The organism is Pseudomonas peradeniyensis (assembly GCF_014268935.2).
Lineage (GTDB): Bacteria > Pseudomonadota > Gammaproteobacteria > Pseudomonadales > Pseudomonadaceae > Aquipseudomonas > Aquipseudomonas peradeniyensis.
Genome location: NZ_JABWRJ020000002.1, coordinates 1,099,514 through 1,119,119 on the forward strand (window position 1 = coordinate 1,099,514; position 19,606 = coordinate 1,119,119).

At 64.1% G+C, this 19,606-nt stretch carries 21 protein-coding genes; 8 read left to right on the forward strand and 13 right to left on the reverse strand.

Going from position 1 to position 19,606, the window contains the following annotated elements:
- Positions 1-196: 196 nt before the first annotated feature.
- Complete coding sequence (locus tag HU751_RS14405) at positions 197-799, forward strand: peroxiredoxin (RefSeq protein ID WP_023629028.1); 603 nt, start codon at positions 197-199, stop codon at positions 797-799.
- A gap of 77 nt (positions 800-876) precedes the next feature.
- Here the strand turns inward: HU751_RS14405 and rnt are convergent, their stop codons facing one another.
- Positions 877-1,488, reverse strand: coding sequence for a ribonuclease T (gene rnt / locus HU751_RS14410; protein WP_225933324.1), 612 nt, complete (start codon positions 1,486-1,488; stop codon positions 877-879).
- 59 nt (positions 1,489-1,547) lie between these two features.
- On the reverse strand, positions 1,548-2,594 hold the full coding sequence (gene pyrC / locus HU751_RS14415; RefSeq protein ID WP_186732075.1) for a dihydroorotase: 1,047 nt from the start codon (positions 2,592-2,594) through the stop codon (positions 1,548-1,550).
- A gap of 130 nt (positions 2,595-2,724) precedes the next feature.
- Here pyrC and HU751_RS14420 point away from each other — a divergent pair, with 130 nt between their 5' ends.
- Both HU751_RS14420 and HU751_RS14425 read left to right on the forward strand, forming a co-directional pair.
- A complete protein-coding gene (locus HU751_RS14420) occupies positions 2,725-3,723 on the forward strand; it encodes a flagellar protein MotY (RefSeq protein ID WP_186732076.1) in 999 nt (332 codons plus the stop codon).
- 128 nt (positions 3,724-3,851) lie between these two features.
- Entirely contained in the window at positions 3,852-5,069 is a 1,218-nt protein-coding gene (locus HU751_RS14425; RefSeq protein ID WP_050704027.1) for an argininosuccinate synthase, read from the forward strand.
- A 42-nt stretch (positions 5,070-5,111) separates the two neighbouring features.
- Here the strand turns inward: HU751_RS14425 and HU751_RS14430 are convergent, their stop codons facing one another.
- On the reverse strand, positions 5,112-5,567 hold the full coding sequence (locus HU751_RS14430; protein ID WP_186732077.1) for a hypothetical protein: 456 nt from the start codon (positions 5,565-5,567) through the stop codon (positions 5,112-5,114).
- A 367-nt stretch (positions 5,568-5,934) separates the two neighbouring features.
- On the opposite strand from HU751_RS14430, the gene HU751_RS14435 reads away from it, so the two are divergent.
- A complete protein-coding gene (locus HU751_RS14435; protein WP_028690074.1) occupies positions 5,935-6,561 on the forward strand; it encodes a response regulator transcription factor in 627 nt (208 codons plus the stop codon).
- A 48-nt stretch (positions 6,562-6,609) separates the two neighbouring features.
- On the opposite strand, the gene HU751_RS14440 is transcribed toward HU751_RS14435, so the two are convergent.
- The 7 genes from HU751_RS14440 to metG form a co-directional block, all read right to left on the reverse strand.
- Positions 6,610-6,786, reverse strand: a complete 177-nt coding sequence (locus HU751_RS14440; RefSeq protein ID WP_050704028.1) for a PA3496 family putative envelope integrity protein — start codon at positions 6,784-6,786, stop codon at positions 6,610-6,612.
- Between the two features lie 104 nt (positions 6,787-6,890).
- Positions 6,891-7,529: an endonuclease III gene (gene nth / locus HU751_RS14445; protein WP_186713034.1), complete on the reverse strand. Its 639-nt coding sequence runs from the start codon at positions 7,527-7,529 to the stop codon at positions 6,891-6,893.
- Positions 7,530-7,533: 4 nt separating this feature from the next.
- Positions 7,534-8,058: an Rnf-Nqr domain containing protein gene (locus HU751_RS14450; protein WP_186732078.1), complete on the reverse strand. Its 525-nt coding sequence runs from the start codon at positions 8,056-8,058 to the stop codon at positions 7,534-7,536.
- Complete coding sequence (locus HU751_RS14455) at positions 8,055-8,666, reverse strand: RnfABCDGE type electron transport complex subunit G (RefSeq protein ID WP_186732079.1); 612 nt, start codon at positions 8,664-8,666, stop codon at positions 8,055-8,057. Before HU751_RS14455 ends, HU751_RS14450 begins: the two co-directional genes overlap by 4 nt.
- Complete coding sequence (locus HU751_RS14460; RefSeq protein WP_186732080.1) at positions 8,663-9,634, reverse strand: RnfABCDGE type electron transport complex subunit D; 972 nt, start codon at positions 9,632-9,634, stop codon at positions 8,663-8,665. The genes HU751_RS14455 and HU751_RS14460 overlap by 4 nt, the downstream gene beginning before the upstream one ends.
- A 75-nt stretch (positions 9,635-9,709) precedes the next feature.
- Positions 9,710-10,258 carry an Rnf-Nqr domain containing protein gene (locus tag HU751_RS14465; protein WP_186732081.1) on the reverse strand — a complete coding sequence of 183 codons (549 nt, stop codon included), beginning with the start codon at positions 10,256-10,258 and terminating at the stop codon, positions 9,710-9,712.
- A gap of 89 nt (positions 10,259-10,347) precedes the next feature.
- Entirely contained in the window at positions 10,348-12,390 is a 2,043-nt protein-coding gene (metG, locus tag HU751_RS14470) for a methionine--tRNA ligase (protein WP_186732082.1), read from the reverse strand.
- 158 nt (positions 12,391-12,548) lie between these two features.
- Here metG and apbC point away from each other — a divergent pair, with 158 nt between their 5' ends.
- On the forward strand, positions 12,549-13,643 hold the full coding sequence (gene apbC, locus HU751_RS14475; RefSeq protein ID WP_186732083.1) for an iron-sulfur cluster carrier protein ApbC: 1,095 nt from the start codon (positions 12,549-12,551) through the stop codon (positions 13,641-13,643).
- Positions 13,644-13,835: 192 nt separating this feature from the next.
- On the opposite strand, the gene HU751_RS14480 is transcribed toward apbC, so the two are convergent.
- Positions 13,836-14,045, reverse strand: a complete 210-nt coding sequence (locus HU751_RS14480; protein WP_003254922.1) for a cold-shock protein — start codon at positions 14,043-14,045, stop codon at positions 13,836-13,838.
- A 328-nt stretch (positions 14,046-14,373) separates the two neighbouring features.
- On the opposite strand from HU751_RS14480, the gene dcd reads away from it, so the two are divergent.
- Entirely contained in the window at positions 14,374-14,940 is a 567-nt protein-coding gene (dcd, locus tag HU751_RS14485) for a dCTP deaminase (protein ID WP_003258001.1), read from the forward strand.
- 93 nt (positions 14,941-15,033) lie between these two features.
- Positions 15,034-15,276, forward strand: a complete 243-nt coding sequence (locus tag HU751_RS14490) for a hypothetical protein (RefSeq protein WP_050704037.1) — start codon at positions 15,034-15,036, stop codon at positions 15,274-15,276.
- Positions 15,277-15,282: 6 nt separating this feature from the next.
- Here HU751_RS14490 and HU751_RS14495 read toward each other — a convergent pair whose 3' ends face one another.
- Positions 15,283-16,398, reverse strand: a complete 1,116-nt coding sequence (locus tag HU751_RS14495; protein ID WP_186732084.1) for a succinylglutamate desuccinylase/aspartoacylase family protein — start codon at positions 16,396-16,398, stop codon at positions 15,283-15,285.
- A gap of 222 nt (positions 16,399-16,620) precedes the next feature.
- On the opposite strand from HU751_RS14495, the gene HU751_RS14500 reads away from it, so the two are divergent.
- Complete coding sequence (locus tag HU751_RS14500; protein WP_186732085.1) at positions 16,621-17,046, forward strand: type II toxin-antitoxin system HicB family antitoxin; 426 nt, start codon at positions 16,621-16,623, stop codon at positions 17,044-17,046.
- 80 nt (positions 17,047-17,126) lie between these two features.
- Here HU751_RS14500 and HU751_RS14505 read toward each other — a convergent pair whose 3' ends face one another.
- Complete coding sequence (locus tag HU751_RS14505) at positions 17,127-19,562, reverse strand: penicillin acylase family protein (RefSeq protein WP_186732086.1); 2,436 nt, start codon at positions 19,560-19,562, stop codon at positions 17,127-17,129.
- Between the last annotated feature and the right edge of the window lie 44 nt (positions 19,563-19,606).

The window sequence follows — 19,606 nt, forward strand, 5'->3', positions numbered from 1 at the left end:
GTTGAGTCGATGCGTTGGAGAGTAATGGTAATGAGAATGCTTGTCAAAACACTTTGTGTAAGGTGCGTGCCAGAGCGACCGGCGGTCGAGATTCGGCCTGTCACGCAAAGCTGTGTATGATGGTCGGCCTTTGCTGGATCCGGGGGAACGCGTTCCGCCCGGGCAAGGTTTTTCACCCCTCATCAGGAGAGATCGAATGAGCGTACTCGTTGGCAAACAAGCCCCGGACTTCACCGTTCCAGCCGTGCTGGGCAACGGCGAGATCGTCGACAGCTTCAACCTGGCCTCGGCCATCAAGGGCAAGTACGGCCTGGTATTCTTCTACCCGCTGGACTTCACCTTCGTCTGCCCGTCCGAGCTGATCGCCCTGGACAACCGTATCCCTGACTTCCAGGCGCGCAACGTGGAAGTGATCGGCGTGTCGATCGACTCGCACTTCACCCACAACGCCTGGCGCAACACCCCGGTCAACAACGGCGGTATCGGCCAGGTCAAGTACACCCTGGCGGCCGACATGACCCACGAAATCTGCAAGGCCTACGACGTCGAGTCCGAAGGCGGCGTGGCCTTCCGTGGCGCCTTCCTGATCGACACCAACGGTGTCGTTCGTTCGCAGATCGTCAACGACCTGCCACTGGGCCGTAACATGGACGAGCTGCTGCGCCTGGTCGATGCCCTGCAATTCCACGAAGAGCACGGCGAAGTCTGCCCGGCCAACTGGAAGAAAGGCGACAAGGGCATGAACGCTTCGCCGGAAGGCGTCGCTGCCTACCTGAGCGAGAACGCTGGCAAGCTGTAATTTGCCACGCGCATAAAAAAACCGGCCCTGGTGGCCGGTTTTTTTATGCGCTGCGAACATGTCGCGGGAGGCGGGCCTCAATCGTTGAAATCGCGCCAGCCGCCCATTTCTTTCCAGCGGTTGACGATGCCGCAGAACAGCTCGGCGGTCTTCTCGGTGTCGTAGCGCGCCGAATGCGCCTCTCGACCGTCGAAGTCGATGTCCGCGCTCTGACAGGCCCGCGCCAGCACGGTCTGGCCGTAGGCGAGGCCGGCGAGGGTGGCGGTATCGAAGCTGGAGAACGGATGGAACGGGTTGCGCTTGATGTCATTGCGCGCGACTGCGGCATTGAGGAAGCCCAGGTCGAAGCTGCTGTTGTGCCCGACCAGGATCGCCCGCTTGCAGCCATTGGCCTTCAGCGCCTTGCGCACACCGCGGAAGATATCGGTCAGCGCGCTTTCCTCGCTCACCGCCATGCGCAGTGGGTGGTCCAGCTTGATGCCGGTGAACTCCAGCGCGGCTGCCTCGATATTGGCCCCTTCGAACGGTTCGACCCGGTGGAAGTAGGTGTGCTCGGGGAACAGGAAGCCCTTTTCATCCATGCCGATGGTGACGGCGGCGATCTCCAGCAGCGCGTCGGTGGCGCTGTTGAAACCGCCGGTCTCGACATCCACCACCACCGGCAGGTAGCCACGGAAACGCTCGGCCATCGGATGGCGCGAGCCGCTGCTGACCTGGCTGTCCTGGTCGTCTTCGTAAAGATCTTCGCTCACGCGTTGTCCTCCAGCAGGCGCCAGCGCAACTTCTCACCGGCGCGCAGGGGGATCACGGTATTGTCGCCGAACGGCAGGCTGTCCGGTGCGGTCCATTCCTCACGCACCAGGGTGATGGTGTCGGTGTTGCGCGCCAGGCCGTAGAAGTCCGGGCCGTGCTTGCTGGCGAAGCCTTCGAGCTTGTCCAGCGCGTTGCGCTGTTCGAACGCCTCGGCATACATCTCGATGGCGGCGTAGGCGGTGTAGCAACCGGCACAGCCGCAGGCGGCTTCCTTGGCATGCTTGGCGTGGGGCGCCGAGTCGGTGCCGAGGAAGAACTTCGGGTTGCCGCTGGTGGCGGCATCCAGCAGCGCCACCTGGTGGGTGTTGCGCTTGAGGATCGGCAGGCAGTAGAAGTGCGGGCGGATACCGCCGACCAGCATGTGGTTGCGGTTGTACAGCAGGTGCTGGGCGGTGATGGTCGCACCGACGTTGGCCGGCGCTTCGCTGACGAACTGCGCGGCGTCGCTGGTGGTGATGTGTTCGAACACCACCTTCAGGGTCGGGAAGCGCTCGACCAGGCGGCGCATGTGCTCGTCGATGAAGCGTTTCTCGCGGTCGAACACGTCGATCTCGCTGCGCGTGACTTCACCGTGCACCAGCAAGGGCATGCCGGTTTCGGCCAGGGCCTCGATCGCCGGGAAGATATTGTCGATGCTGGTCACGCCCGAATCGGAGTTGGTGGTGGCGCCGGCCGGGTAGAGCTTGGCGGCGTACACGATCCCGCTGGCCTTGGCGGCACGCACATCGTCGGCGCTGGTGCGGTCGGTGAGGTAGAGCACCATCAGCGGCTCGAAGCGGCTGCCGGCGGGGCGTGCGGCAAGGATGCGCTCGCGGTAGCCAGCGGCCTCGACGGCGTTGCGCACCGGCGGAACCAGGTTGGGCATGATGATGGCGCGGGCGAAGGTGCGCGCCACGTCACCGACGGTGTGGGGCAGGACGGCACCATCGCGCAGATGGATGTGCCAGTCGTCGGGGCGCAGGAGGGTCAGGCGATCGGACATTGGAGATTCCAGGCGGGTCGAACTCAGAAGCCAATGCTACCGGAAAACCCCTGTTCGAGCACGGCTATCAAGTTTTCCGACGGGCGACCGATAGCGTTCAGGTAAGCCGTCGAAATTTGTGGAGCCTCCCGTGCGCCAGCGTTACCTAGCCCTGTTCACCCTCGTTGCCAGCCTGCCGGCCGGGGCAATGACCTTCCAGACCCGCGTGGAGAACGTCGCCTGGAAAGTCGAGGGTGACCAGTTCGAATGTCGCCTGATCCAGCCGATCGACGGTTTCGGCAGCGGTGAGTTCGTGCGCCGTGCCGGCGAGCAGCCGACCTTCCAGCTGCGCTCGGACAGCAATGTCCTGGGCGCCGGTTCCGCCACCCTGCTGGCTGCTGCGGCGCCCTGGCAGCCCGGGCGCGGCGACATCAACCTCGGTGCGGTGCACATGGCCCGTACCGGTGTGCTGTTCACCTCCAGTCAGGGTCAGGCCAGCCGTCTGATCAACGGCCTGCTCGATGGTCGCAGCACCGTGGTGCGCAACTACCGGGGCGAAGGTGGTCGGCCGATGGAAGTGCATGTGATGCCGGTCAGTTTCGCCAAGGCCTACAGCGACTACCAACTGTGCGCCGCCAAGTTGCTGCCGATGAACTACGACCAGATCCGCCAGACCCAGGTTGGCTTCCCCGGAGGCGGGATCGAGCTGGACAGCTCGGCGCGCGCCCGTCTGGATGTGCTGCTCGACTACCTGAAGGCCGATCCGACGGTCAACCGCATCGAACTCAACGGCCACTCCGACAACAGCGGTAACCGCCTGACCAACCGCGACACCTCGCGCCGACGGGCGCTGGCGGTGGCCGATTACCTCAAGGCCCATGGCGTGCCGGAAGAGCAGATCAGCGTACGCTTCCACGGCGAACGCTATCCGCTGGCCAAGAACAACAGTGCCGCCAACCGCGCGCGCAACCGCCGGGTGAACATCCAGCTCGAGCGCGTGACACCGGTCGAGAAGCCGGTGGAGAAGCCGGTGGAGAAACCGGCAGCGCAGGTGCCGCCGACGGCCCCGGCACCCGCCGCCGCCACGCCTACGCTTACGCCAACGACGCCTGCAGCCGCTGCCACGCCGTCCGCTCCAACCAAATCCTGAGTGCGACAGCGGGTCGCGCCCTCGACAATTCCTGTCGCTTTGTCGTCACAAGCTGTCGCCCCATTGTAAATTTTTCGGCAACGCCGGTAGAATCATCTGCTTTCCGTACAACCCCGTGGAGTGATGGCATGGCGGACGTAAAAAAGGTCGTATTGGCGTATTCCGGCGGCCTTGATACTTCGGTGATTCTCAAGTGGCTGCAGGACACCTACAACTGTGAAGTGGTGACCTTCACCGCTGACCTCGGCCAGGGCGAGGAGGTCGAGCCGGCCCGCGCCAAGGCCCAGGCGATGGGCGTGAAAGAAATCTACATCGACGACCTGCGCGAAGAGTTCGTGCGCGACTTCGTCTTCCCGATGTTCCGCGCCAACACCGTCTACGAAGGCGAGTACCTGCTGGGTACTTCCATCGCCCGCCCGCTGATCGCCAAGCGCCTGATCGAGATCGCCAACGAAACCGGCGCCGACGCCATTTCCCATGGCGCCACCGGCAAGGGTAACGACCAGGTGCGCTTCGAGCTGGGCGCCTATGCGCTGAAGCCCGGCGTCAAGGTCATCGCCCCGTGGCGCGAGTGGGACCTGCTGTCCCGCGAGAAGCTGATGGACTACGCCGAGAAGCACGGCATCCCGATCGAGCGCCACGGCAAGAAGAAATCGCCGTACTCGATGGACGCCAACCTGCTGCACATCTCCTACGAAGGCGGCGTCCTGGAAGATACCTGGACCGAGCACGAAGAAGACATGTGGAAATGGAGCGTCTCCCCTGAGAACGCCCCCGACCAGGCCACTTACCTCGAGCTGACCTACCGCAACGGTGACATCGTCGCCATCGACGGCGTCGAGAAGAGCCCGGCCACCGTGCTGGCCGACCTCAACCGCATCGGCGGCGCCAACGGCATCGGTCGCCTGGACATCGTCGAGAACCGCTACGTCGGCATGAAGTCGCGTGGCTGCTACGAGACCCCGGGCGGCACCATCATGCTCAAGGCCCACCGTGCCATCGAGTCGATCACCCTGGACCGCGAAGTCGCTCACCTGAAGGATGAGCTGATGCCCAAGTACGCCAGCCTGATCTACACCGGCTACTGGTGGAGCCCGGAGCGTCTGATGCTGCAGCAGATGATCGACGCTTCGCAGGTCAACGTGAACGGTGTTGTGCGCCTGAAGCTGTACAAGGGCAACGTCACGGTCGTTGGCCGCAAGTCGGACGACTCGCTGTTCGATGCCAATATCGCGACCTTCGAGGAAGACGGCGGCGCCTACAACCAGGCCGATGCCGCAGGCTTCATCAAGCTCAACGCACTGCGCATGCGCATCGCGGCCAACAAGGGCCGTTCGCTGCTGTAAGCCTTTGGCGTACCCGAAAAACCCGGCCTCGGCCGGGTTTTTTCATGCCCCGGATTCAGGGGGAGGCGGGGCCTCTCCTTCCTGCATCGGCGACACCGAGAGGTGGATGCAGGTTCGTGTATCGAGGTTGTACAGGATCCAGCGACGCTGTTGGCCGTGGGGACGCTCGATCATCCGCAGCACATGGTTTTCGATGAGCTTTCGACTGTCGGTACCGGAGATGGCGATGATCATCGCCCCTTTGTCCCGTGCGGCAGGTGGGTACCGCGGCCTGTCCACCCCCGTGGCGCGTCTGTCCGGGGCAAACAGCGACCCGTTGTTGAAGTTGAGCGTAAGGAAGAACAGCACGGTGAGGAAGAATGGAAACCCTACCAGGAACCAGGTGTAGACAATCTGGCTGTCGTCGCTGAGAAACGGCAGCGAGGCCAGGGCGGACGCCTCGATCACACCGGCAAATACAGCGATAAGGGTCAACGGACTGATAGGGTCGCGATTCATGATGAGTGCCTGGCCATGCTTTGCCCATCAGTAGCTCGTTTTCCCGATTGCGATAAGCGTGGATCATTTCCCTGCCGGGTGATGCCACAGGCTACGGCAGCGCTTTTTATCCAGTCTGTACAGTCGAAATTTCCTGCATGAAGTGTCACCTGGCGGCACTTGGATCCAATTCTGCCGACTGTTACTTTTTGGGGGCGACGAACATGCATCTATTACATTTTGTTAATTAGCTGCTTGTAGGAAGAATCTCTATTAACAGTAGTCCACTTCTTTCGGTGAATTTGCCAGGGAAACCGCTGCATAAATAATCGTTATGCTCGGGTGTGGTGGTCTATCGAACTAAAAATAACGTATCAATGGGAATCGCATGAATAAAGTGCTGATCGTGGATGATCACCCGGTCATTCGCCTGGCCGTACGCATGCTGATGGAGCGGCATGGCTACGAGGTGGTGGCGGAGAGCGACAATGGTGTGGATGCCTTGCAACTGACGCGGGAGTATTTGCCGGACATTGTCATTCTGGATATCGGGATCCCCAAACTGGATGGGCTTGAAGTGATTGCCCGGATGACCCTGGCAAGTCCCGGGACCAAGGTGCTGGTGCTGACCTCTCAGGCGCCGGGGCACTTCTCGATGCGCTGCATGCAGGCGGGGGCGGCGGGTTATGTGTGCAAGCAGCAGGAGTTGACCGAACTGCTCAGCGCGATCAAGGCGGTGCTGTCCGGCTACAGCTATTTCCCCAACCAGGCGCTGCACAAGGGGCGCTCGGGCGTAAGCGGCGCCACGGAGATGGAGATGGTCGAGCGGCTTTCCGGGCGGGAGATGATGGTGTTGCAGCAGCTTGCCCGGGGCAAGAGCAACAAGGAGATCGCCGACAGCATGTTCCTCAGCAACAAGACGGTCAGTACCTACAAGACGCGCCTGCTGCTCAAGCTGAATGCCCGCTCGCTGGTGGACCTGATCGAGCTCGCCCAGCGTCATGGGCTGGCCTGACAGCATCATTGAAAAAGCCTCCACTGGGGAGGCTTTTGCGTGCTTGTTCTACAAGTCGTAGTCGAAGTCGGCCAGTTGCTTCTGCAGGCGTCGTTCCTCGAGCATGTTGTCGATGGTGCGGCGTTTGCTCAGGTTGGTCTTGGCCGGTTCGGCCTGCGGCTCCACATCGTCGTCCGCACTCTGGAAATCGTCGTCGATTGCCAGCTCTTCTTTATCGGTGCTCATGCGTCACTCCAAGCCAAAGGGCCATTGGCCGTCCTTATAACGGGAATCGCAGAGCGGGTAAAAAAGATTTTTTCAATTGCCTCGAGCAGGTTTCAGCTATTGCCTCAATCGTCGGAAGTCTTGTGCTTGTATTCGCACAGGTCTTCGATCCGGCAACTGCCACAGCGCGGTTTGCGGGCCTGGCAGACATAGCGGCCATGCAGGATCAACCAGTGGTGGGAGTCGAGCAGATAGTCCCTGGGCACGAACTTGAGCAGCTTCTTTTCCACCTCCAGCACGGTCTTGCCCGGTGCAATACCTGTGCGGTTACTGACCCGGAAGATATGCGTGTCGACGGCCATGGTGAGCTGGCGAAAGGCGGTGTTGAGCACCACGTTGGCGGTCTTGCGGCCGACGCCGGGCAGGGCTTCGAGGGCTTCGCGGGTCTGCGGGACTTCGCCGGCATGTTGTTCGACCAGCAGACGGCAGGTCTCGATGACGTTCTTGGCCTTGCTGTTGTAAAGGCCGATGGTCTTGATGTACTCGCTCAGGCCATCGACGCCCAGGGCGTGGATGGCCTGCGGGGTGTTGGCGACCGGGAACAGGCGGGCGGTGGCCTTGTTGACGCCGACATCCGTCGACTGGGCCGAGAGGATCACGGCGATCAGCAGTTCGAAAGGGCTGGAGTAGGCCAGTTCGGTCTTGGGCTCGGGATTGTCTTCATGCAGCCTGCGAAAGATCTCCAGGCGTTTGGCGGCATTCATGGGGTCAACGGGTTCCTTGACGACGTGAGGCGGTATTCGATGGACGCAGGTGATTGTACAGGCCCAGCAGCAGGCCGAGCAGTATCAGCGCGCCGGGCGCCAGCGCGGCGAGGTGCAGGCCGAGACCGTCGGCCAGCAGTTGGCGGCAGATGCCCAGGGCCAGGCCGGCCGCCAGCAAACCAAGCAGTCCGAGCCCCAGGAGGCGATATCGGCCAGGCTGTGCTGGCAGTTGCTCGCTGGCCAGGCAGGGCAGGGCCAGCAGCAGTGGGTAGAGGCCAAGCTGTTTGGCCAGGGGCATTGTCCAGGTTTGCAGGCCGAGGTGCAGGCAAGTCGCCAAGGCGGCGGCAAGTACTGTGCTCGCCCATAGACGGGGGCTGTGTTCCAGGTGACGACGCAGAGGGGCCATCAAGGCCTGGTGCAGCCCCACCAACAGGGCTGTGCAAAGGCTGATCGCGAGCGCCTGGATGATGGTGGCGCTTGCGCCGAGCAATGGCACCAGACTGATTGGCAGGAGCCAGAAACGGTTCATGGAGGTGTCTCACCGAGCAATGCGGGGCGATGCTGGTCAAAATAGCGCAGTGCATCCTGGATCGCCTCGATGACTGCCCGCGAGGTTACCGTTGCCCCGGCCAGCTGGTCGAACGCGCCCTGGTCGCGCTTGATCGCCCAGGCTTGTTCGGGCGTATCGCGCAGTGTCCGGCCGATGAACTGGTCCAGCCAATGGCGCGCCGGGTCTACCAGTTGATCGCCAAGGCCTGGGCTTTCCTGCTGTTCGAGCACGCGCACGCCCACCAGGCGGCCCTGGCGGTCGATGGCGATCACCAGTTCGATGGCGCCGCCATAGCCCTGGACGCTGCTGTGCAGCAGAACAGCACTGGTGATGCCCGCCAGGCTGGCGCGGTAGCCGGCCAACAGATGGCTATGGCTCAGCTTGGCGTCTTTCAGGGCCAAGGGGGTTTGCAATGGCCGGTTGTCGTAGCTGCCCGGCGGCAGCACTTTGAGCCACTGCTGTTCTTGCCATTGGCGCGAGGCCTCGGCAATCGGCCCGGCGGTGAAGCGCTGCCAAGCCAGTGTCGCGACAATCGCCAGCCCTGCAACCAGTAGCAGCACTGTGGCACTGCGCCAGCGGGCGGTCATGGGCAGGCCTGCTGGCGGCGTTCCGCCCAGCGATCAAGGGTGGGGACGGCGAGGTTCATCAGCAGGACGGCGAACGCCGTGCCATCGGCGAAGCTGCCCCAGGTGCGGATCAGGTAAATCAGCAGGCCGGTGCCGATACCGAACAGCAGGCGGGCCAGCGGCTGCTTGCAGCCAGATACCGGTTCGGTGGCGATGAAGAAGGCGGCCAGCATGGTCGAGCCGGACAACAGGTGCAGCAGTGGCGAGCCGTTGGAATCGGAGCCTGAGCCATTCCAGCCCAGCAGGCTGGACAGGAACAAGGCGCCGAGCAGGCCGACGGGGGCCTGCCAGCCGAAGACCTTGCGCTGCAGCAGGAACACCCCGCCGAGCAGGAACGCGAGGTTGACCCACTCGGTGCCACGCCCACCCAGGTGGCCGAACGCCGGGTGGCTGGCGAACAGTTCGTCGATGGTCAGGCTGCGGTTGTGGCGCAGGACATCGAGTACCGTGGGACTGGCCCAGGCGTCGATCCGTTCGCTGGCGCCGAAAGCAAGGTTCAGGCTTTCGACGAGCCCGGGGGCCTGGCCGGGCCAGTGGTTCATCTGCAAAGGGAAGCTCAGCAGGACGAACGCATAGCCGACCATGGCGGGGTTGAACAGGTTGCGCCCGACCCCGCCGAAAGCCTGTTTGCCCAAGCCGATGGCGACGCAGGCCGCCATCACGGGTAGCCACCAGGGCGCCTGGCTGGGCAGGGCTGCGGCCAGCAGCGCGGCGGTGACCAGTGCACTGCCGTCGCCAAGGGCGCAGGCGACCGGCATTCTCCGCCAGCGCAATAGCACAGCCTCGGTGGCCAGCGCCGCGCAACCGCTCAACAGCAGGTTGATCAGCACGCCCCAGCCATGCAGCCAGAACAGCACCAGCAGGCCAGGGGCGCAGGCCAGCAGAACCAGCTGCATGGTGCTGCGCAGGCGCGGATCAGTGGTCGGCATGGGTTTGCAGGTCCTCGAGGTGTTGTACAGCGATGGCTTCCGTTGCCGGGGGCAGGGCGATGCGTGGACCCAGGTTCATTGGGTGAAGAGTCCGTTGAGTCCCGAAAACGCCATGGCCATCACCCCAGCGCCGATCAACTGGACGGGCAGGCCGCGCAGGGCTGCGGGCATCTCGGCATGGCGGCAGCGGGCGTCAAGATCGGCATACAGTACCAAGGCCAGCCAGAATCCCAGCGCGCCGACAATGGCCCACGCCAGAATCCCCCACCCGTCCACACTGTCGCTGCCAAGCAATAACAGCAAGCCTAGCAACACGGCGTTTGCGCTCAGCTGGGGTTGCAGGTCGTGCAGGGGCCAGTCTGGCCGAAAACGTCGGAGCAGGTTTGGCAGTGTCCAGGCCAATGCCGCCAGCAAGGGCAGGAAGATGAACAATTGCAGGTCCTGCAACCCCAAGGGCAGGAGAAATTGCCGGTGCAGCCAGACGCCTACAGGTAGTGCAACGAGGATCAACAGGGCCGAACACAGGCCCAATGCATGCAGGCGCGCACGCTCGACCGGCTCGGCCTGCAGGACCAGGTGATTGACCAGCGCGGCGCTGACCAGGATCAGGACGTAGTCACTCATGGCGATGCCGAAAATCGGAGGGTGCCATCATTATCGGACAGCGGGTGGCAGATGCAACTGCCCCGGCCAATTGGCCGGGGCAGGAGGGCTTACTTGATACGCTGGCCTGGCTTGGCGCCGCTGTCGGGGCTGAGCAGGTAGATCTCTTCACCGCCAGGGCCGGCGGCCATGACCATGCCTTCGGAAACACCGAAACGCATCTTCCGCGGCTTGAGGTTGGCCACCATCATGGTCAGGCGGCCTTCCAGCTTGGAAGGGTCCGGGTAGGCCGACTTGATGCCCGAGAACACGTTGCGGCGTTCGTCACCGATGTCCAGGGTCAGCTGCAGCAGCTTGTCGGCACCGGGCACTGCTTCGGCCTTGACGATCAGCGCCACGCGCAGGTCGACTGCGGCGAAGGTGTCGAACTCGATCTCGGCTGACAGCGGGTCCTTGGCCAGCTCGCCATTGCCCGCCGGAGCGGCCTTGGCTTCGGCGGCCAGCAGGTCTTCCTTGCTGGCGGCGACCATGGCTTCGACCTTGGTCGGCTCGATGCGGCTCATCAGGGCCTTGAACGGGTTGAGCTGATGGTTTTCCAGGCGCGACAGGTGGTCGTCCCAGGTCAGCGGGGCGACGTTGAGGAACGCCTCGGCGTCCGCTGCCAGCAGCGGCAGCACCGGCTTGAGGAAAATCACCAGCTGGCGGAACAGGTTGATGCCCTGGGCGCAGATGGCCTGTACTTCGTCCTGCTTGCCTTCCTGCTTGGCCAGCGACCACGGCGCCTTGTCGGCGATCCAGGCGTTGGCGCGGTCGGCCAGGGCCATGATCTCGCGCATGGCGCGGCCGAAGTCGCGGGCCTCGTAGGCCTCGGCGATCGACGGCGCGGCGGCGAGGAAGGCCTCGGTCAGCTCGGGCGCGGCATCGCCGGCAACCATCACGCCGTCGTTGCCCTTGTGGATGAAGCCGGCGCAGCGACTGGCGATGTTGACCACCTTGCCGACCAGGTCGGAGTTGACCTTCTGCACGAAGTCCTCGAGGTTCAGGTCGAGGTCGTCGACACCGCGACCCAGCTTGGCGGCGTAGTAGTAGCGCAGGTATTCCGGCTGCAGGTGGTCGAGGTAGGTGCGCGCCTTGATGAAGGTGCCGCGCGATTTCGACATCTTCGCGCCGTTGACGGTCAGGTAGCCGTGCACGTTGACCGCGGTCGGCTTGCGCAGGCCCGCGCCTTCGAGCATGGCCGGCCAGAACAGGGCGTGGAAGTTGACGATGTCCTTGCCGATGAAGTGGTACAGCTCGGCCTTGGAGCCTTCGTTCCAGAACGCGTCGAAGTCCAGCTCCGGACGGCGGTCGCAGAGGTTCTTGAAGCTGGCCATGTAGCCGATCGGCGCGTCCAGCCAGACGTAAAAGTACTTGCCCGGCTCGCCCGGGATCTCGAAGCCGAAGTACGGCGCGTCACGGGAGATGTCCCATTCCTGCAGGCCCGAGTCGAGCCATTCGGCGAGCTTGTTGGCCACCGCGTCCTGCAGGGTGCCGCTGCGGGTCCACTGCTGCAGCATGGCCTGGAAGTCCGGCAGCTTGAAGAAGAAGTGCTGCGAGTCGCGCAGCACCGGGGTGGCGCCGGAAATCGCCGACTTGGGGTTCTTCAGTTCGGTCGGGGCGTAGGTGGCGCCGCATTTCTCGCAGTTGTCGCCGTACTGGTCCTCGGCCGCGCACTTGGGGCAGGTGCCCTTGATGAAACGGTCGGCGAGGAACATGCCCTTCTCGGGGTCGAAGTACTGGGTGACCGAACGGGTGGCAATGTGCCCGGCGTCGCGCAGACGGGTGTAGATCAGGCTCGACAGTGCGCGGTTCTCCTCGCTGTGCGTGGAGTGGTAGTTGTCGAAGTCGACCAGGAAGTCGGCGAAGTCGGCGCTGTGCTCGGCCTGGACGTTGGCGATCAGCTGCTCCGGGGTGATGCCTTCCTTTTCCGCGCGCAGCATGATGGCCGAACCATGGGCGTCGTCGGCGCAGACATAGATGCACTGGTTGCCGCGCAGCTTCTGGAAGCGCACCCACATGTCCGTCTGGATGTACTCCAGCATATGGCCAAGGTGGATCGATCCATTGGCATAGGGCAGGGCGCTGGTGACGAGAATCTGACGTGGCTCGGACATGGTGGCTCGGCTACTTATCTGGCTACGGGGTAAAAATGAGGGTGATCGGCCACTATAAAGGGCTGGCGAATTTATTTCACCCCAAGGACGCATCTGCTGACGATTGACGGGTTAGCATAGGCGCCTGTTCCGTATCCAGTTTGCCAATGGGAGCCTCCATGAGTGCCGTCACCCGTGCCGCCGTCGAAGGCGTGCTTCGCCAGTACACCGACCCCTACCTGAACCAGGACCCGGTCAGCGCCGGTTGCGTGCGCGCCATCGACATCCAGGGCGGGCAGGTCAGCGTGCAGTTGCAGCTGGGGTATGCCGCCGGCCTGTTCAAGGGCGGCTGGGCGCAGGTGCTGCAGACCGCGATCGGCAACCTCGATGGCGTGGCCTCGGCCAGCGTGAGCATCGACTGCGTGATCGCCACCCACAAGGCCCAGGCCCAGGTGCCGGCCATGGCCAACGTGAAGAACATCATTGCCGTGGCCTCGGGCAAGGGCGGGGTCGGCAAGTCGACCACCGCCGCCAACCTGGCCCTGGCCCTGGCCCGCGAAGGCGCCCGGGTGGGCATTCTCGATGCCGACATCTATGGCCCGAGCCAGGGGGTGATGTTCGGCATCGCCGAAGGCACCCGCCCGCAGGTGCGCGATCAGAAGTGGTTCGTGCCGATCAAGGCCCATGGCGTCGAGGTCATGTCCATGGCGTTTCTCACCGACGACAACACGCCGATGGTCTGGCGTGGCCCGATGGTCTCGGGGGCGTTGCTGCAACTGGTGACCCAGACCGCCTGGGACGACCTCGACTACCTGGTGATCGACATGCCGCCGGGTACCGGTGACATCCAGCTGACCCTGGCGCAGAAGGTGCCGGTGGCAGGCTCGGTGATCGTCACCACGCCCCAGGACCTGGCGCTGCTGGACGCGAAGAAAGGCGTTGAGATGTTCCGCAAGGTCAACATCCCGGTGCTGGGGGTGGTCGAGAACATGGCCGTGCATATCTGCTCCAACTGCGGCCATGCCGAGCACCTGTTCGGCGAAGGCGGTGGCGAGAAGCTGGCGGCGCAGTACGGCGTCGAGCTGCTGGCTTCGCTGCCGCTGTCGATGCTGATCCGCGAACAGGCTGACAGCGGCAAGCCGACCGCCATCGCCGAACCGGAAAGCCAGATCGCCATGGTCTACCAGGAGCTGGCGCGGCAGGTGGGGGCGCGGATCGTGCTGCAGGAAGCGGCGGCGCCAGCGATGCCGAGCATTACCATCAGCGAGGATTGATTCGGGCTGGGTAGCTCAGGACCTGAGGGGCGTGGGAGCGGGCTTGCCCCGCGATGATGGTTGCCTGGGCTGGCGCCATCGCGGGGCAAGCCCGCTCCCACGAATAGATATGCTTACAAAGCCATCAATCTTCAGGCACAAAAAAACCCGCCAATGGCGGGTTTTTTTTGAAAGCGAGGAAGCGAGATCGACTTAGGCGATCTGAACTTCTTCAGCCTGCATGCCTTTCTGGCCGCGGGTAGCGACGAAAGTAACAGCCTGGCCTTCTTTCAGGGTTTTGAAGCCGTCAGCTTGGATGGCTTTGAAGTGCACGAACAGGTCGTCGCCCGACTGAGGGGTGATGAAGCCGTAGCCCTTCTCATCGTTGAACCACTTGACAACACCGGATTGACGGTTGGACATTTTTCTGTCTCCTTGGACAAAGTTGATAACGGTCAGGAAACACCCTGACCGGGACTGAGCGCAAAGAGAGCAGAAAATTCAGCGATGGGCCGATCAGGATCGTGCATCAAACTAGAGATTCTCGGTGTCACGTGCAGCACAGTGGCGCCACCTTAACCCACTTTCCACAACCTGCCAATGGCCAACAAGCGCTTTGATGAAATTCGGATCGGCGGCCTGTACAGGCCCCGTCCGGCGCGGGATAGGGCGAGGAAACTTTAACCCGGGCGTCGGGACCGGTAAGATGCACCTCTCGTTTTTTACCCCGCACTCTTCAGGACACCTCGCCATGAGCATCAAATCGGACAAGTGGATTCGCCGCATGGCGCAGGAACACGGCATGATCGAACCGTTCGTCGAGCGCCAGGTGCGCGGCGAGCAGGACAGCCGGGTCATTTCCTTCGGTGTCTCCAGCTACGGCTACGACGTGCGCTGTGCCGACGAATTCAAGGTCTTCACCAACATCAACTCGGCCACCGTCGATCCGAAGAACTTCGATGCCGGCAGCTTCGTCGACATCAAGAGCGACGTGTGCATCATCCCGCCGAACTCCTTCGCCCTGGCCCGTACCGTCGAGTACTTCCGCATCCCGCGCGACGTGCTGACCATCTGCCTGGGCAAGAGCACCTATGCCCGTTGCGGCATCATCGTCAACGTCACGCCGCTCGAGCCCGAGTGGGAAGGCCATGTGACCCTGGAGTTCTCCAACACCACCACGCTGCCGGCGAAGATCTACGCCAACGAAGGCGTGGCGCAGATGCTGTTCCTGCAGTCCGACGAGGAATGCGAAGTCTCGTACAAGGACCGTGGCGGCAAGTACCAGGGCCAGCGCGGCGTCACCCTGCCACGCACCTGAGCCGACAAAGCGCGGGAATTGTTTCCGCGCCCGGCACTCCAATGAGAAGTCCCGGCGCGCATGCCGTGCGCCGGGCCTTGTCAGGAGCCGCCGATGAAACTCGACCCCGCAATCAGTGCCAAGCTGGCCGTCCTGCAGCCGAACCAGATCGGATTGCTGGCCTGGTCGCTGATGGCCCACCCGCCGATCCACACACCGCTGCCGATGCAGGCCGGTGGCGTGCCGCACCAGCCCGATCCCGACACGCCGCAGCCGCCGGAACCCGGCGAGCACCCGCCGATGGAGCCGGGCGAGCCGACCCTGCCCGACGAGCCGCCTCCCGCCCCAGTGGCCTGATTTTTCTCAGTTGCCCAGCAGGTAGCCGCTGCGGCAAACCTGTTCGCCGGCCACATGGGCAACCACCATGCCTGCCGTGGCCATGCGCCGGATGCTGCGCGCGTAGAGCAGCCCGGCCTGGGTATTGCGCAGGGGTGTGACCCGGTCGTTGAGCGGGTCGATGACCTCGGCAATCAGTTCACCGGCTTGCAGGTACTGGCCGGGCGCGGCGTGGAACACCAGCAGCCCGCCGAGTGGCGTCATGACCGGCTCCACAGCCGCCAGCGGCGTCGCCGGGTGCACCAATGCGGGCATCGAGGCCGGCTGGCCCTCGATGACCCCGGCATGGATAAGGAAGTCGAGGATCGCCTGGCAGTCCCGGGTCGCCAGGGGGTGGCTGACATCGGCCTGGCCGCGCAGCTCGATGGTCACCGAGAAACTGCCCTGGGGGATCGGGAAGCGTTTGCCGAAGCGCTGCTGCAGCTGCCACCACACCAGACTGAAACACTCATCGAACGACTGTCCGCCCGAGTCGGTGGCCAGCAGGCTGGCCTGCACGCCCAGGTAGCGGGCCAGTGGCTCGACCTGGGGCCAGGCTTCCGGCGTGGTGTACAGGTGCTCGACGGCCTCGAAGTCGCAATGCAGGTCGAGCACCATGTCGGCGTCGCAGGCCAGGCGTTGCAGGGTCAGGCGCTGCGACTGCAGCGGCGTGTGCGCGGGGTGGGCATCCAAACCCCGGCGCAGGTATTCGCGTATCAGCGCCAGGTTGTGCGACGGATCCTGGGTGAGATGGCCTTCGACCTGGTCTCCGATGCTGTCGGACAGGTCGACGAACCTGCGGTTGAAGTTCTCGCCGCTCTGCAGTTCGAAACGGCCCAGCGGCGCGTCCAGCAGCACCTGCTCCAAGCCCACCGGGTTGGCCACCGGCACCAGGATGATCTCCTTGCGCAAGCGGCCCTGCTGCTCCATTTCCCCGAGTCGCTGCTTCAGGTGCCAGGCCACCAGCATGCCCGGCAGTTCGTCGGCGTGCAGCGAGGCCTGGATGTACACCTTGCCGGCGCCACGCGGGCCGAAGTGGAAGCTGTGCAACTGGCGGGCGATACCCGGGACAGGGGAGAGCAGGTCGTGGGTCGAGTGGTGCATGGTGGTCCTGATATCAGCGTTTTTGGGCGATGGCTGGGATTAAGGATAGAAGCATAACTTCGGGAGTGGCGCACTATTCGGATCGCGGGACCGAGGAGCACGGTACAGACACGGACTACCTGAAATGAAGAAATGCTGAACCTTCAGGTGTTGTTTACTGGGGCTTCATCGTGATGCGCACCAAGTGCGTCTTGCCAGTTGACCACGCAACGAGGTGACGAAATGAATTTCGATTATCCGGTGAACGTGCACCGTGATGCAGGCAGTGTCTGGATCAGTTGCCCGGATATCCCCGAGATGGCCAGTGCGGGGGATACGCTCGATGAGGCGCTGTTCGATGCGGTGGATGCCCTGGAGTCAGCGCTTTCACTGTACGTAGATCGTCGGGCCGCCATTCCGTTACCTACGTCATTGCAATCAGCCGAGGCTGTTGTCAGGTTGCCGGCGCTGACCGCAGCGAAGGCTGCCTTGTGGAACACCATGATTGCCCAGAACGTAACCAAGACCGAAATGGCCCGACGGCTTGGCGTGAACCGGCCTCAGGTGGATCGCCTGGTCGATCTGTTACATCGCTCCAAGATCGAACAGGTCGAGCATGCCTTGCATGTGTTGGGGCAGCGCATCGAACTTGCAGTGGTGGCTGCCTGAGGTGGCTCCGGGAGCTTACCTCCCGGCTAAGTTTGTAGTGTGGTCCATCCAGGATTACCCCGGATGAACCGTGATAGGACTTATTTCCCAGGCACTAGCGTTAACCGCTGACTGCCATATGCCCTTGCAAAGTTTTGCGGTTGCAGCGGCAGGCTGCTGAAGCGGCCCTTGAACCAGGCATCGAGCCCGTCGCTGTAGTTGCGGCTGGCCGGGTTGCCGGACTGGCCGTTGCTGGTCAGTACCTGCAGCGGTTCGGCCTGGCCGAAGTCGACGATCATCCGCGCCGAGGCCGGCAGTTGGGTGTCGAAGCCGTTCCCCCAGGCATAAGGGGTCAGGGCCAGGGTGCTGAAGTCGCCGCCCGCCGCCAGGGGCGCGCGGTCGAGCTTGTCGCCCAGGCCGTGGTAGGCCGGTGCCGGCCAGCGGTACTGGTGCAGCTTGCCCCATTGCCAGGCGCGGCGATCGGCGCCGAGCTGGGCGGTGCCGGTATCCACCGCAGCGGCCAGGCTGCGGGCGAGGATGGTCGGCTTGTCTTCCTTCTGCGGCGTGCCGCGATCATCCCAGAACGGGCTGTCCTCGCGCCCCAGCAGGTGATCGACCTGGGCGGAGTAGGACAGCTGGGCATTGCCGACGAAGGCCTGCCAGGCCGGGCCGGATTCCGGGCCCAGTTCGTCGAGGAAGGTCTGCCGGGTGACCGCCTGCAGGAACAGTTCATACAGCGCGGCATCGGCCGACACCGGGCTCAGCCGGCCATCGAAGGCCTTGAGCCGGGCCAGGGCATCACGGGCCTTGTCGCGCTGCGCGGCGGGCAGGGCGTCGATGGCCTGCTTGAGCGGCTGGGCCATGCCGGGCGCGTCGAACATCTGCTTGAGCTTGTCGGCCAGCAGCGTCACCTGGTCGTTCTGCAGGGCCATCAGGCTACGGCTGTCGTGACGACCGTTGCCGGCCAGCTGGGCCATGCGCTCGGCACGCTCGGGGTAGTACCAACTGCTCGACAGTTGCATGCCATAACCCTTGGGCAGGCTGCGCTGGTTGGCATGGCCGATGAAGCCGGCGGGCGGATCCTGGTCGTAGGGGTGCAGCATCGCATCGGCGTAGCCGTCCCAGTCATAGCGTCCGTCCCAGCCCGGCGAGGGCAGCAGGCCCTGGCCTTCGCGGCGGTTGGGGTAGCGGCCGCTGACCTGCCAGCCGATGTGCTGGGGCTCGGCGAACACGAAGTTCAACGCCGCCGCAGCGACCTCGCGGGTGCTGTCGAAGGCGCGCTCGATGTTCTGCGCGCGGGTCAGGTCGAACAGCGCGTCGAGGCTGCGATCCTCCTTGAGCTGCGGCAGGTGCAGGGCCAAGGCCAGGCTGCCATGGCCCGGCAGCAGGGTGCCGTGACGGGTGTCGTACATCACCTCGCGCTGCGGGCGCTGGCCGCGGACGAAGAAGGTTTCGTTGCGTGCGCGGGCCTGCTGCCACTTGCCGTCGGCGAGGTAGCTCAGCTGGCTGCCCTGGCGCCGTACCTGCTCGAGGAACAGGTCCTGGTTGTCGGCCATTACCGCGCTACTGCTCCAGGCCAGCTTGCCGTTGTAGCCGGCCAGCACGATCGGCAGGCCTGGCAGCGACAGGCCTGCGACCCGGTACTTGGTGGTATGGATCTGTACCGGGCTCAGTGCCCAGGTGGCGCGGCTGTCACTGGCCAGCAGGCTCTTGCCGCTGCGGCTGCGCTGGGGTGTCAGGGCCAGGTTGGCCGAGCCGGGGGCGCCCAGCAGGCCGAGGTCGGCCAGTTGCTGGCCGGCGGCGGTGAGTGCGCCGAGCCCTGGTAGCTGGCTGGCCAGGTTCACCCCCTTGAGTTTGTCGACCTCGCCCTCGGCCAGTGGCTCGTCGGGGGCGCCGGGCAGCAGCCAGGCGAGTTTGTCGGCACCGACCTTCTGCGCCAGGGTCAGGGCCGACAGTTCCTCCTGCAGGTTCACCGACTGGCTGAAGGCGTAGAGACTGAAGATCAGCGCCGAGTCCTCGGGCTTCCAGTATTCCGGGCGATAGCCGCTGCGGGCGAGCTCGCCCGGCAGCTTGTCGCGGTAGCGGAACAGGTAGGCGTTGACCCCGCGGGCGTACACCTCGAAGAAGCGCTTCAGGCGCGGCGAGGCATCGGCGTAAAGCTGGCCGGCGCTCTGCTTGAGGTTGGCGGCGCGCATCAGGCGGTCCATCTCCAGGGCGTCGGCCCCGGCCAGCTCGGCCAGGCGTCCCTGGGCCAGCAGGCGCATGGCGACCATCTGCTCGATGCGATCCCCGGCGTGCAGGTAGCCCAGGCTGAACAGCGCGTCATGGAAGCTGCTGCTTTCGATCAGCGGCGCGCCCATCGCGTTGCGCCGAACCGAGACGTTCTGCGCCAGGCCCTTGAGCGGTTGCACGCCGGTCGTCGGCAGCACACTGTCCTGGTGACCACCCATCTGGCAGCCGCCGAGCGCGAGCAGGCCAAGCAACGCGGCAGCACTGCCGAGGCGGAGAGGGAAGGGCGGAAGGACGGGGGCGGCCATGACTAGGCTCCTGCAGGGCGTGGCGGGGTTCTGAAAGGCGCTAA